The sequence below is a fragment of the Nitrospirota bacterium genome, assembly GCA_016212215.1.
GTDB lineage: Bacteria > Nitrospirota > 9FT-COMBO-42-15 > HDB-SIOI813 > HDB-SIOI813 > JACRGV01.
Window position 1 is genome coordinate 1 of sequence record JACRGV010000091.1, and the last position, 13,169, is coordinate 13,169.

Genomic DNA, 13,169 nt, shown 5'->3' on the forward strand with positions numbered 1-13,169 from the left:
GGGATCATAACAGAATCTTACACTATGAACAAACAGCGTAAAATGTTTTGACTATGGGAAGATATTAATAAAATTATTACAATAGGTTAGCGACTACTCAACCATCAAGGATCGTTTTGCCGAGTTCAGGAGGTCTGAACTAAACCATTCAGCATTATCCGGATACTCAGATTTTTAAAGGCCATTTTTAACATACATATTTCTCCTTATTTCATAAAACATTTATATCCTTAAGCCTTTCACAGCCAATATAATTATGTGACCAATCACTGTTAATTGTCGGCTTACAGAAATCGTAATAAATACCATAAAGGTAGTATTTTCACATGTCTGCAGCCTGCCTGATAGATTGCCGGTTAAGTTGATATGGTTGATAGGATACCTGCCACATTTATATGAACTAATCATGCTTAAAGGATATTATACTATTGCAAAAATTAGTAAATACCTATGGTCTGGTATTTTTGTTGTCCGGCAATACCGTTAACACGGTATTTTAATGTCTACATATTTACAACTAAGAATCATTACTATAAGATGTCGTCTGTTAAAGATAATCTTGCTGATCGCTAAATATCTTATATATTTTATATGGCTATAAACATACTGATAGTAGATGACCACGTCCTTTTTCGTCATGGATTAAAACGTGTTCTGGAAATGGAAGGTGGTTTTGCTGTGGTGGGCGAGGCATCGGATGGGAACGAGGCCGTTCAGAAAGCAAGAGCGTTGCATCCTAATATAATACTGATGGATATCTCAATGCCTAATTCCAATGGGATAGAGGCCACCAAGAAGATTAAGCAAATCCTTCCTTCTACAGCCATCATTTTACTTACAATGCATGAAGACCCTTTCCTTCAGCAGGAGGCCATGAAAATAGGTGCATCAGGATACATACTGAAAAGGGCTTCCTACACAGAACTTTTCATCACTATAAAAAAGGTACACATAGACCATACAAATATCAGCCCTCTGCACGAAAAGCTGGATATTACTTTAAAACCAACGACTCCTTGTAACAGTCTAACGGTGCGTGAGAAGGAGATATTCAGAATGCTTGCCGGTGGTATGGTAAACAAGGAAATATCCGAACACCTTTGCATCAGCATATACACCGTGGAAACCCACAGAAAAAATATCATGAAGAAGCTGAACCTACACAGTCTCAGCGATATTATTAAATACGCAATGGCACATGGTCTGATACAACAATGATAAGCCTGCTTTAATCCCCAGCAACATCATTGAAAGATACGTAATGATTGACAATCCGATTCCCCCTTTGCTAACATCTCCCTTATATTTAATGAATACTTAAATACTCTATGATTATCTACTTTATAAAACGCCTGTTTGAAATGATCCCGACGATAATCGGGATTACGCTCATTTCATTCTTTATTATCCACCTTGCACCGGGTAAGCCGACCGATGTTCTGACTGAGTTGAATCCAAAGATAACACCGGAGGCAAGGGATAAGCTGGAGAAATATTACGGACTTGATAAGCCGGTGTATGTCCAATATGGCATCTGGATAAAACGTCTTGCAAAGCTTGACTTCGGGGATTCCTTTTCTACTGACAAGAGGCCGGTTTGGGATAAGATAAAAGAAAGACTGCCGATAACAATCCTTATCAACTCCCTATCTTTTGTGCTGATTTTGGTTATTGCCGTTCCGATTGGAATATCATCTGCTGCACATCAATACTCCTTATATGACAAGGTTACAACTATTGCCGTATTCATCGGATTTGCTATCCCAACCTTCTGGTTTGCCCTGTTGCTGATGATATTATTCGGTGTGCATTTAGACTGGTTACCCATCTCCGGGTTTAAGTCAATGAACTACGATACCTTGACTACATCAGGAAAGATGTGGGATATTTCAAGGCATTTAATCCTGCCTGTTTTTCTTGAGGCATTCGGCGGGCTTGCAGGTCTTTCAAGATATATGCGGAGCAACATGCTTGAAGTTATAAGAGCTGACTATATCACAACAGCAAGGGCAAAGGGACTGTCTGAAAGGGTTGTCATATATAAGCATGCACTTAGAAACGCACTCCTGCCTGTAATTACGATATTAGGTCTGGCCATTCCGGGTCTTATTGGCGGGAGCGTTATATTTGAGACAGTCTTTGCAATACCAGGCATGGGGCAGTTATTTTTTATGTCTGTAATGACGAGGGATTACCCGCTTATTATGGGAATTCTGACAATCGGGGCAGTGCTTACACTTGTGGGAAACCTGCTATCGGATATTGGATATGCTGTGGCGGATCCGAGGATTAGGGTAAGGTGAGGCAGTGAGCAATAAGCAGAAGTTAGAGGTAAGACGCAAGAAAATCCTGAAACAAGGATTTTAGAGTGAACTCGCATGAGCCGTAGGTTCACAAAGGGGAATTAAAACCCCACCCTCACCCTAACCCTCTCCCTGAGGGAGAGGGAGCTATGTTGATTCCCTCCCCTTCAAGGGGAGGGTTAGGGTGGGGATGGGGTTGATTTTCGGATGAAGAGTCTCTTCTGGAAACGATTTAAGAAGAACAGGCTGGCGGTTATCGGAGGGGTGATTGTTTTGTCGCTCTTTACAATTGCCATACTTGCGCCTGTTGTTTCACCTTATGACCCGGACTCTATTGATGTTAAGCATATACTTGAAGGCCCCGGCATCACACACCCATTCGGTACGGACGAATTAGGGAGGGACATTTTTACCAGGATTATCTGGGGGTCACGAATATCATTGTCTGTTGGATTTGTTGCAGTGGGCATCTCTACGATCATTGGAATTATACTGGGTGCAATCTCAGGATACTATAGGGGATGGACTGACAGGGTTATCATGCGGTTTGTTGATATTATGCTATCAATACCAACCTTCTTTCTGCTGCTTGCTGTGATTGCCTTTTTGGAACCTGGTATCTGGAACATTATGATCGTAATCGGCCTGACATCATGGATGGGTGTTGCAAGGCTTGTAAGGGCTGAGGTCTTATCAGTAAGGGAACGGGAATATGCACTGGCCGCAAGGGCAATCGGTGCCGGAGATTTCAGCATCATATTCAGGCACATCCTCCCGAACTCTATGGCGCCTGTACTTGTCTCAGCAGTGCTGGGTATTGCAGGTGCAATACTTGTAGAATCCGCCCTCAGCTTTCTCGGCATAGGCGTCCAGCCGCCGACAGCAAGCTGGGGAAACATCTTAACCACAGGCAAAGACAACATAGAGATCGCATGGTGGCTCTCCGTATTCCCCGGTCTCGCCATCCTTGTAACCGTCCTCGCCTATAATTTACTTGGCGAAGGTATTCGAGATGCGATTGATCCGAGGATGAAGGTGTGAGAGAGGCAGGTAGGTCGTCAACTGTTTCTATTTTACATCTGTTAAAATCAGGTTTTCTGTAGAAAGGTTAAACATGTCTTCCATATTGTATCTCTCAGTTGCCCCTATAATCTCAAGACCAATAACCTTTCTTTCTTCGTCAAGGTCAATATTTATTCCTTCTTCTATCTCTTTTGTATGGGAAACCTTTTTCTCCTGAATCCTGATATAAAGTGCATCAACCTCTCTGTCATATTCGATCTTCATACATCATCTCCTATTTATTCTTGTCTACGACTGTAACAACAGTTATCTTATCATTCTCCTCTTTGTAAGTCACTTTAAGCCACTTTTCACCAACATGTTTGAAAACATTCTTTCTGCCTTTTATAGAATCCGCTGTTTTCTCAGGATCAAGTATTGTATCTTTTACTTCATCCGAAAATACCTCCGGCGCGGTAAGAAAACCCCGCCTATCCATTTCCATGAGGATAGGCGGGACATTCCTGTCCCGCTGACTTTCATGGCCCTTTGTGAACCCTGGTTCATGTGAGTTCATCCTCAAATATTTCCCTCCACTTCATCTGCCTTTTTGCATGTCTGCTAAAGTATATTTCCATTTTTTTATCCATTAGGGGTAAAAAGGAAGAGTAGATTAGTCTACGATAAATTTAATGCCGGATGTAATGAGGGGGAAGTAGTTGATGATTATCCCCCTTCACTTTTCAGTCTTATACGACCTATTTCTTAACCGGTGCTGCTGGTGTAGCAGGCACTGCCGGTGCCGGCTGTTGAACTGGTGCAACTGGCTGAACCCCAGGTGCTGATGGTACAGTGGGAGCTCCCGGTATAACCGGTTGATTGGTTGTAATTGGAGGCATGTCCGGTTGTTTTGGTATGACTGAAGAAGAGCCGATTGTCCTTTTGCCGAAGAATGCAAGGGAAAAGGAGGTTATGATAAAGATTATTGCTGCAACAGTTGTGAGCTTGCTTAAAAAACTCCCAGGGCCGCGGCTGCCGAATATGGTTTGTGAGGATGCGCCTCCGAATGATGCCCCCATCTCAGCCCCTTTGCCGGATTGAAGCAATACAACCCCTATTAAAAATAAACTTACTAATACATGAATGATTACGAGTAAAATTGTCATTATACTAACTTCTTCCTTTCTAATGAATTCCGATGCTCACCCCCACCCTCACCCTTCCCCGCCTTTTTAATTTGGGGGGGGAGGGGATAATGAGGCGATTAGTATCTCAAATATTAACTTGACTCCCAGTTACTATTTTTACAAATGAATCAACATTGAGGCTTGCGCCGCCTACAAGTGCGCCATCAATATCCGGCTCTTTCATTAATTTCGATACATTCTCCGGTGTTACACTTCCACCGTAGAGTATCCTTGCTCCCTCTGAAACGCCGCTGCCATAAGTCTCCCTGAGTATTGCCCTAATAAATCCGTGTACCTCCTCTGCCTGCTCAGGTGCTGCTGTCTTCCCTGTGCCGATTGCCCATATAGGTTCATAAGCAATCACGATGCTATATAAAGCCCCTTCGCTCAATCCGCTAAGTCCCCCTTCTATCTGAGACCTTATCACTTTAAAAGTCGCCTCTTGTTCCCTCTGTTGTAACGATTCACCAATACAAAACACAGGGGTCAGATTATAGTAAAGGGCAGCGTTTATCTTCTTATTAACGGTCTCATCCGTCTCTCCAAAATACTGCCGCCTTTCACTGTGGCCTATTATAACATATTTGCATCCTGTATCAACAAGCATTGCCGGTGATATTTCCCCTGTGTAAGCGCCTTTATCTGCATAGAAAATATTCTGTGCTGCAACAAATAAATATTCATCCCCTGCTATAGAATCCGACACCGCCTTCAATGCAGTATATGGAGGTGCTAACACTGTATCTACGCCATCCGCAATGTCAGCCTCTTTAAGCTTCTTCCTAAGGTCATTCACAAACTGCAATGCTTCCGGAATCGTCTTATTCATCTTCCAGTTAGCAATAATCAACGGCCTGCGATTATTTTTTTTCATTTCTTTCACCCGAAAATACCCTCCGGCGGGGTATGAAAACCCCGCCTATCCCTATCTATGAGGATAGGCGGGACATTCTTGTCCCGCTGATTTTATCCATGGCTCACCCCCACCCTATACCTCCCCCCTCAAGGGGGAGGGAATTTGCGAGAGTTATCTTCTTGCTTCTAACTTCTAACTTCTTCCTTCAACCTTCAGCCTTCTTCTACTCCTTCTCTTCCTTATCATCCAACGCCATAATCCCTTCCAGCGGCTTTCCCTCTAAAAGCTGTAACACTGCCCCGCCGCCTGTAGAGATAAAAGACATATTCTCTGATTCCCTTGCCTTGTCTACAGCATTTGCCGTATCACCACCGCCGACAATGGTCAGTGCATAAGACTCTGCAATTGCATGTGCCACTGCAAATGTACCACGGGAAAATGCATCAATTTCAAACACACCCATAGGCCCATTCCAGAGTATTGTCCTTGCATTGGTTATTGCCTCTGTAAATAGTTTCACGGATGCAGGTCCGATATCCAGTGCCATCCAGTCCTTTGGTATCTCCTGAGTCGGCACTATCATAGTCTCTGCACCAGGCTCCATACTTGGTGCAACCACACAGTCAACAGGTAAATAGAATTTGATGCCCTTTTCTCTTGCATAATTATAAATCTTGAGGGCTACGTCAATCATATCAGGCTCTACCAATGAATTACCGACCTCATATCCCATAGCCTTCAGGAATGTAAATGCCATTCCGCCGCCTATTACCACCTTATCAACCTTTTTCTCAAGATTCTCAATAATACCGAGTTTACCGGAGACCTTTGCACCGCCGAGTACAGATACAAAAGGCCGGACAGGATTCGCCATTACTCCTGAGATATACTCCATCTCTTTTGTAACAAGAAAACCTGCTACAGCAGGCCGGACATATTTGGCTATTCCACTAATGGATGCATGTGCCCTGTGACTTGTCCCAAAGGCGTCATTCACATATACATCAGCAAGGGCTGCTAATTTCCTTGCAAAAATATCATCATTCTTCTCCTCTTCAGGATAGAATCTCAGATTCTCAAGCAGTACAACATCCCCGGATTCCATGTTGTTTACAACCTTCTCTACCTCCGGCCCCACACAATCATCAAGAAACATAACATCCTTGTTCAACAGTCTCTGGAGCCTTTTAACAACTGTTGCCAATGTGAAGGCCGGGTTTCTCTTTCCCTTAGGCCTGCCGAGGTGTGATGCAAGGATTATCTTTGCCCCTTCATCTATTGCATAATTAATGGTGGGCAATGAAGACCTTATCCTCGTATCATCAGTAATATTCAGCTCAGAATTCAAAGGGACATTAAAATCCACCCTGATAAAAACACGCTTATTCTTTATATTTACATCCCTGATAGACAGTTTCTTTAACATATCACCTCACTATATTTAACCCCATCCCCACCCTAACCCTCCCCTTGAAGGGGAGGGAATAAACTTAGCACCCTAATCCCCTTGAAGGGGAGGGAATCTACATCGAAGCCCCCTCTCCCTCAGGGAGAGGGTCAGGGTGAGGGTGGGTTGCAATTTCTTGCTTCTGCCTTTAGTCTTTAGTCTAACACCTATTTTTTACTCATATATAATATCAGGTCCCTTATCCTTGAAGAATATCCCCACTCATTGTCATACCACGATATAACCTTTACCATACGCTTATCAATGACTGATGTTATGCTTCCATCTACAATGGAGGAATGAGGATTACCTTTAAAATCAATTGACACAAGAGGCTCGTCAGTATACTCAAGTATTCCTTTAAGTTTGCCTGATGCCGCACGCTTTAATGCTGAATTCACCTTTACCGCATCCGCATCTTTTTCCAACTCAAGCACAAGGTCTATCATAGAGACATTCGGTGTCGGTACCCTGACTGCCATACCATCAAGCTTCCCTTCCATCTCCGGCAGGACTAAAGAGATGGCCTTTGCCGCTCCGGTAGTTGTTGGAATTAGGGACACGGCTGCTGCCCTTGCACGGCGTAAATCCTTGTGAGGCAGATCGAGCAGGCGCTGGTCATTTGTGTATGAATGAACAGTAGTCATTAAACCATGCTTAATACCAAAATTGCTCAAAAGGACTTTTACAACAGGGGCAAGGCAATTTGTTGTGCATGAGGCATTTGATACTATGTTGTGCTTCTTTGCATTATACTTATTCTCATTCACGCCCATAACAATTGTAATGTCAGGGTCCTTTGCCGGTGCAGAAATAATCACCTTCTTTGCCCCGGCCTTGAGATGTTTTTCTGCATCCGGCCGTTTAGTAAACACACCTGTAGACTCAACAACAATATCTACCCCAAGGTCTCCCCACGGGATATTTACAGGGTCCCTCTCTGCATGTATCTTCAAATCCTTTCCATTTACAACAAGTGCATGTTCCTTTGCTTTCACATCTGCATCAAGTATCCCGAAGACTGAATCATATTTTAGTAAGTGGGCAAGCGTCTTTGAATCTGTCAAATCATTAACTGCAACTATCTCTATATCCAGATTATTAAAAGCTGTGCGGAAAAAATTTCTTCCGATCCTTCCAAACCCGTTAATGCCGATCTTTAAAGCCATTTTCAGACTCCTTTCATAATTAATAACAATAATTATCCTTATTTCATGGAAGATTATTCAAAGGTGTAAGATTGAATTACCTACTATAGGATAATACTTAATTAAGGCAGATTGATAATAGCAAATTACCATTATAAGTCAAGAATATTATCTCGTTTCGTATTTCTAACTTCTTGCTTCTTACTTCTTGCTTCTAACTTCTAACTTCTTGCTTCTTACTTCTTACCTTTCACCTATGCTTAACGTAGCATCTCAACAACTTATCCAAATCCACTTCGAAGGTACTGCAAGGAATGTGAATATCCCATCTCTCAAGCACCTCAGGATGCATCTCTCCGATTAAGCCGACAACCTCGTCCCCTGCATAAATCCAACCCATTCTGCCCTCGATAAAAGATTTGTGTGCATCTACCATTAAACCCATCCCCACCCTATCCCTCCCCTTGAAGGGGAGGGGACTTTCTTCAGGCTTAAGAGAGGAACCTCCTGCAACGAGCCTGTATTCAATCTGTAAATAATACATCAGTACCTCAAGCACAGAATGTATCTCAGAGAAATTTGCAGAAGGATGAGACAACATAACAGCACACTTCATTAAAGTATTGCTTGAAAGATTTTCAGATGGATATGTAATGGCTGCCTCGCCGGTCTCAAAGATTTTGTGAGGGAAAAAACTCTTTATGCTCTCTGCCTCGATGCGCATCAGAGAAGGTATGAGCCAGTGCCTCAGCACTGAATAATTCGCTGACATCACATTATCTACTTCCACAACCGGCCCATCTTCCATGCACATCTTATCTATAATATCTTCCCTTGATGTCAGTATATTTGAGATAATCTCCTGATACCCGGAACCGATAAGGTATCCCCTTACTATGTCAGTGAACATCTCAATCTCTGTCAGCCCGCCGACTGTCATTACAGACGGCATCACAGGAGTGAATGAATTGTATCCCCGGCTTATTGCAATATCCTCGCAGACATCTATCTGATGCATAATGTCATCTCTGTATGGCGGCGGGGTAACCACAAGAACATCAGATGAGCCTCGCAGCCCACCCCCACCCTGACCCTCCCCCGTCAAGGGGGAGGGAATTTTCGCTTGCCCCCCTCCCGTCAAGGGAGGGGGTGGCACTGTGATTCCTATTGATTTCCCCTCCCCCGGCGGGAGGGGATTAAGGGGAGGGGGTTCATCTATGTTTACCTTCACCTTATAGCCATATTCATTAAGCAGCTTAGCAATGTCATCAGTGCTGATGTCCTCACCGAGTGACTTCTGTATTGCTGCATGATTTAAACTAACACTCCCGCTGAAATCAAACGGTGTTACAACATCCTTCCCGAACTCAGTCTCGTAAGGATAAACTGTTTCCACTACTCCGATGTTTGCCCCCCTGTCATACAGGTTCACTGCGAGTATATTCAGGACAAGTGTTACAAGTCGCTGGTCAAGACCTGTAACCTCAACAAATAACTCAGTGTCCCCGGCCTTGACCTCGCCGACCTCCCTGCTGTTGATTATCGGGGGAAATGACAACACACTCCCTTTGCTGTCTGAAAGCAATGGATATGCAGAAAGCCCTTTCAGGATAACGCTGTAAGCCTGTCCCTTAGGGTGGTCTTCAAGTATCTGTTTAAGTGTCATCTTTTCTTCAAAACCGAGCGGGACAAAGACCGTTTCATCAGGAGATACCGGCTTATAATAAACAGGAAACTTCATTTTGGAAAGGTTGTATATACCTATTGAAATCCTCCTCCGCTTACTTCCGAATATCTCTGATACTTTCTCCTGCGTCTGGATCAACTGGACCAGCATCTCATCATCCACTGTAACACCTGTTGCAGTAAAACCGCCGACAAATGGCCTTATATCTTTCATACCTTCAGAAACTATTATCTGCAAGGGAAATGAAAATCCCCCCCCTTTGTTCACGGGGGGGGATGGGGGGGGTATTTTATCTGGCCGGGTTATTTTATCCGGCCGGGTTATTTTCTGATGCTGAAAGAACGAATAATCATTCCACTTCCCCTTTAGTTTCCCTTTTATCTGGCGTGCAATCCCTTCAGTACACCAAAGGTCAGGCCTGTTGCTGTCGCTCAACTCCACCCTCAGCTCATCAGCCGCAGGGTCGTATCCCTTAAATTCCCCTTTAACCAACTGAAGATGATGCTCTATATCATCCAAAGAAAAAGAAATCCCCGCAAGTCCCTCAAGGTCTTTCTTTTTAACACTTATAGTAGGCAACTTGTCTCCCCTTTATCTCTATGGTGAATAGTGAAGAGTAAATAGTGAATCGTGAATGGTAAATGGTAAATGGTAAATTGTTAAACAACTTAATTATATGTGATATCACCTATTCACTGTTCACCATTCACTATTCACTGCCTTTATCACAGCATGCACGTTCTCTTTGTCCTTATCATATCCAGATTGGCAGAGAAGAGGTCTCTTATGTCGTGTATTTCAAGTGCAACCATTGCCATCCTGTCGAGACCAAGCCCCCATGCAATAACAGGTACATCAACTCCGAGAGGGATTGTCACTTCAGGTCTGAATATGCCTGCACCGCCGAGTTCCATCCACCCGAGCTTGGGATGTTTTACATGCAGTTCAACTGACGGCTCTGTAAATGGGAAATAGGCCGGCAGGAAGTCAATCTCTTTTGCCTTTGCAACCTCAATAGCAAAGAGTTTAAGCAGGCCGAGCAGTGTACTGAAATTTATATCCTCTCCTATTACTATCCCTTCTATCTGAAAGAAGTCCTGTGCATGTGTGGCATCTACCTGCTCATATCTGAAACACCTCGCAATAGAGAAATACTTTCCGGGAATTTTCGGATTACTTGCAAGTGTCCTTGCTGAAACCGCTGTACCCTGACTGCGTAACATTAGACGCTTAGCCTTTTCAACATTAAACGAATATTTCCATCCCCTTGAACCGGTTCCGCCGCCTGAAAGGTGTGCCTCAGAGACGTTTGAGAGATAAGGCTCTTCAATGCTCTTTGAAGTCTTTGGATCTTTTAAATAGTAGGCATCATGTATATCCCTTGCGGGATGGAACTGCGGCATATAAAGGGCATCCATATTCCAGAACTCATTTTCAACAAGTCCGCCCCTCATCTCCTGAAATCCCATGGCAACAAGTTTATTCTTTACTGTGTCAAGGAACTCTTTATACGGATGCTTCCTGCCGGCCGCAACCCTCGGCGGAGGCAGAGAGATATTGTATTTCCTAAACGTCTTTCCTTTCCATGTACCATCTTTAAGCATCTCAGGCGTAAGCTGAGATATCTCTTCTTTTGGCTTTCCCCTCTTTATAACCTCAGAATGAACTTCCACCCCTGTGTCAGTCAGTGCATAAGTGCGTATCACTGTTTCATTTATGCGGAAGATACCCTTGGTCTTGCCCCTCTTCCTGTGAAGCCCTTCAATGACACGTTGCTCATTCTCAGGCAGTTCAGCAATATCCACTTCGCCCCTGATGCCGACATTAACAATTAACTGCTGGATAGCTTCAAATTCCGATACTAATGATTCACCCGAAGAGCTCTCCGGCGGGGTTGGAAAACCCCGCCTATCCGGATATGTATTTTGTATAGGCGGGACATTCTTATCCCGCTGATTATTTATCTCAAAGCGGCCCCCTGCAGCAATCCTGATAATCCCCTTGTCTTTCAAGGCACCCACTGCAGAGCTTATCTCTGATGGGTCAAGGTCGCTGCGGCCCCGTATTTCTGCCATCGTAACTTCAGGGTTATCCTTTATGGCCTGATAAATCCTTAATTCAGGTATACGGTTTTCTTTATAATTCTCACCGGTCTCAGTAAGAACAACAAACCTGTCCGTCTTCTCACTTGTGACCTTAACAACACCCTTAGCCAAAAGCCACCCGATCGCCATATCCTTCTGCGACTGCTCAATCGCCGCCTCTTTTATCAGCCCCGCATCTTCAATCCCCTTCCCCGCCTCAAATGCAAAGAGAATCTTCAGTTCAAGAGGGTGCAGACTTTCTACAATGTTTGTTATGTCAACTTTTTCCATATCGTTTGCTCTTTAACCAACTTAACCCCATCCCCACCCACCGATAACTACTTCGGGGGCAGGCTCTACCCCTCCCCCATATTATATAGACGGGGAGGGAATTGGAATTAAAGATAGCACCATGTCCCTCCAGATTTTCCCTCTCCCTCAGGGAGAGGGTCAGGGTGAGGGTGGGGTTTCTCCTTTATCTATCTTCTTGCTTCTAACTTCTTACCTCTATAATCCGCTTCATCTCCGCGATAGTCTTCTTATAATCCTTCGTCCCGAATACCCCTGACCCTGATACAAACATGTCTGCACCGGCTGAGGATACTTCGCCTATATTGTCTAACTTTATCCCGCCGTCCACTTCAATAATAAAATCAGCCCCGGCCTTATTCATCATCTCCCGTATCTCTTTAATCTTATTAATGGCTGATGGAATGAACTTCTGGCCGCTGAATCCTGGGTTCACGGACATTACAAGTAAGAGGTCTATGTCATTCAGGACATATCGCAATGACTCAGGAGATGTACCAGGATTTAGCGATACCCCTGCCCTCTTTCCTCTCTCTTTTATCACCTGAATCGTCCTGTGAAGATGGGGACATGCCTCAACGTGTACTGTAATTATGTCTGCCCCTGCATCTGCAAATTCTGCAATATATTTATCAGGCTGTTCTATCATAAGATGCACATCAAGCGGCAGTGAAGTGGCTTTCCTGACAGCCTCTACCACAAAAGGCCCGATTGTAATATTAGGGACAAAATGCCCGTCCATCACATCAATATGAACATAATCCGCCCCTGCATCTTCAATGCTCTTCAACTCCTCACCAAGCCTGGAGAAATCCGCAGAAAGGATTGAAGGGGCAATCAGTTTATTTCTTAAATTCATCCGAAAATCTCCATAGTTCACCACCACCCTAACCCTCCCCCCTCAAGGGGGAGGGAATCATCTAAGCATCCCTCTCCCCTTGCGGGAGAGGGTCCCGGGTGAGGGGGCCTCATTTTCATCATCCTTTGTGAGCCGAAGGCTCATGTGGGTTCATCCGAAAATAACCCCCCCATGCCCCCCCTTGAACAAAGGGGGGGATTGCCGTTGGCCATTGAGCACCAAAGGAACTTTCCCCCCCTTAACAAGGGGGGGCTTGGGGGGGTGGTTTTCATCCTCCTTTGTGAAAC

General features: G+C 44.2%; 13 protein-coding genes. 3 read left to right on the top strand and 10 right to left on the bottom strand.

The window, feature by feature from the left end; translation table 11 throughout:
• Positions 1-222: 222 nt before the first annotated feature.
• A complete protein-coding gene (locus tag HZA08_08475) occupies positions 223-408 on the bottom strand; it encodes a hypothetical protein (GenBank protein ID MBI5193458.1) in 186 nt (61 codons plus the stop codon).
• Positions 409-591: 183 nt separating this feature from the next.
• Here HZA08_08475 and HZA08_08480 point away from each other — a divergent pair, with 183 nt between their 5' ends.
• The 3 genes from HZA08_08480 to HZA08_08490 all read left to right on the top strand — a co-directional run bounded on the left by HZA08_08480 (position 592) and on the right by HZA08_08490 (position 3,344).
• Entirely contained in the window at positions 592-1,218 is a 627-nt protein-coding gene (locus HZA08_08480) for a response regulator transcription factor (GenBank protein MBI5193459.1), read from the top strand.
• A gap of 110 nt (positions 1,219-1,328) precedes the next feature.
• Positions 1,329-2,303: an ABC transporter permease gene (locus tag HZA08_08485; protein MBI5193460.1), complete on the top strand. Its 975-nt coding sequence runs from the start codon at positions 1,329-1,331 to the stop codon at positions 2,301-2,303.
• A gap of 207 nt (positions 2,304-2,510) precedes the next feature.
• Positions 2,511-3,344, top strand: coding sequence for an ABC transporter permease (locus HZA08_08490; protein MBI5193461.1), 834 nt, complete (start codon positions 2,511-2,513; stop codon positions 3,342-3,344).
• A gap of 27 nt (positions 3,345-3,371) precedes the next feature.
• Here the strand turns inward: HZA08_08490 and HZA08_08495 are convergent, their stop codons facing one another.
• The 9 genes from HZA08_08495 to HZA08_08535 form a co-directional block, all read right to left on the bottom strand.
• Entirely contained in the window at positions 3,372-3,590 is a 219-nt protein-coding gene (locus tag HZA08_08495; protein MBI5193462.1) for a DUF2283 domain-containing protein, read from the bottom strand.
• A gap of 10 nt (positions 3,591-3,600) precedes the next feature.
• Positions 3,601-3,882, bottom strand: a complete 282-nt coding sequence (locus tag HZA08_08500; GenBank protein MBI5193463.1) for a hypothetical protein — start codon at positions 3,880-3,882, stop codon at positions 3,601-3,603.
• A gap of 181 nt (positions 3,883-4,063) precedes the next feature.
• Positions 4,064-4,471: a preprotein translocase subunit SecG gene (gene secG, locus HZA08_08505; GenBank protein MBI5193464.1), complete on the bottom strand. Its 408-nt coding sequence runs from the start codon at positions 4,469-4,471 to the stop codon at positions 4,064-4,066.
• 106 nt (positions 4,472-4,577) lie between these two features.
• Complete coding sequence (locus HZA08_08510) at positions 4,578-5,366, bottom strand: triose-phosphate isomerase (protein MBI5193465.1); 789 nt, start codon at positions 5,364-5,366, stop codon at positions 4,578-4,580.
• A 205-nt stretch (positions 5,367-5,571) separates the two neighbouring features.
• Entirely contained in the window at positions 5,572-6,774 is a 1,203-nt protein-coding gene (locus HZA08_08515) for a phosphoglycerate kinase (protein MBI5193466.1), read from the bottom strand.
• 188 nt (positions 6,775-6,962) lie between these two features.
• Positions 6,963-7,964 carry a type I glyceraldehyde-3-phosphate dehydrogenase gene (gap, locus tag HZA08_08520; protein MBI5193467.1) on the bottom strand — a complete coding sequence of 334 codons (1,002 nt, stop codon included), beginning with the start codon at positions 7,962-7,964 and terminating at the stop codon, positions 6,963-6,965.
• A gap of 229 nt (positions 7,965-8,193) precedes the next feature.
• Complete coding sequence (locus HZA08_08525) at positions 8,194-10,209, bottom strand: phenylalanine--tRNA ligase subunit beta (GenBank protein MBI5193468.1); 2,016 nt, start codon at positions 10,207-10,209, stop codon at positions 8,194-8,196.
• Positions 10,210-10,355: 146 nt separating this feature from the next.
• Positions 10,356-12,005 (bottom strand): phenylalanine--tRNA ligase subunit alpha, encoded by a 1,650-nt coding sequence (locus HZA08_08530; GenBank protein ID MBI5193469.1) that lies wholly within the window; start codon positions 12,003-12,005, stop codon positions 10,356-10,358.
• A gap of 202 nt (positions 12,006-12,207) precedes the next feature.
• Positions 12,208-12,882: a ribulose-phosphate 3-epimerase gene (locus HZA08_08535; GenBank protein ID MBI5193470.1), complete on the bottom strand. Its 675-nt coding sequence runs from the start codon at positions 12,880-12,882 to the stop codon at positions 12,208-12,210.
• Between the last annotated feature and the right edge of the window lie 287 nt (positions 12,883-13,169).

Excerpts from the sequence above, each read along its gene's own strand:
- HZA08_08475 (MBI5193458.1), bottom strand. The coding sequence starts at position 408 with ATGATTAGTTCATATAAATGTGGCAGGTATCCTATCAACCATATCAAC.
- HZA08_08480 (MBI5193459.1), top strand. The coding sequence starts at position 592 with ATGGCTATAAACATACTGATAGTAGATGACCACGTCCTTTTTCGTCAT.
- HZA08_08485 (MBI5193460.1), top strand. The coding sequence starts at position 1,329 with ATGATTATCTACTTTATAAAACGCCTGTTTGAAATGATCCCGACGATA.
- HZA08_08490 (MBI5193461.1), top strand. The coding sequence starts at position 2,511 with ATGAAGAGTCTCTTCTGGAAACGATTTAAGAAGAACAGGCTGGCGGTT.
- HZA08_08495 (MBI5193462.1), bottom strand. The coding sequence starts at position 3,590 with ATGAAGATCGAATATGACAGAGAGGTTGATGCACTTTATATCAGGATT.
- HZA08_08500 (MBI5193463.1), bottom strand. The coding sequence starts at position 3,882 with ATGAACTCACATGAACCAGGGTTCACAAAGGGCCATGAAAGTCAGCGG.
- secG (MBI5193464.1), bottom strand. The coding sequence starts at position 4,471 with ATGACAATTTTACTCGTAATCATTCATGTATTAGTAAGTTTATTTTTA.
- HZA08_08510 (MBI5193465.1), bottom strand. The coding sequence starts at position 5,366 with ATGAAAAAAAATAATCGCAGGCCGTTGATTATTGCTAACTGGAAGATG.
- HZA08_08515 (MBI5193466.1), bottom strand. The coding sequence starts at position 6,774 with ATGTTAAAGAAACTGTCTATCAGGGATGTAAATATAAAGAATAAGCGT.
- gap (MBI5193467.1), bottom strand. The coding sequence starts at position 7,964 with ATGGCTTTAAAGATCGGCATTAACGGGTTTGGAAGGATCGGAAGAAAT.
- HZA08_08530 (MBI5193469.1), bottom strand. The coding sequence starts at position 12,005 with ATGGAAAAAGTTGACATAACAAACATTGTAGAAAGTCTGCACCCTCTT.
- HZA08_08535 (MBI5193470.1), bottom strand. The coding sequence starts at position 12,882 with ATGAATTTAAGAAATAAACTGATTGCCCCTTCAATCCTTTCTGCGGAT.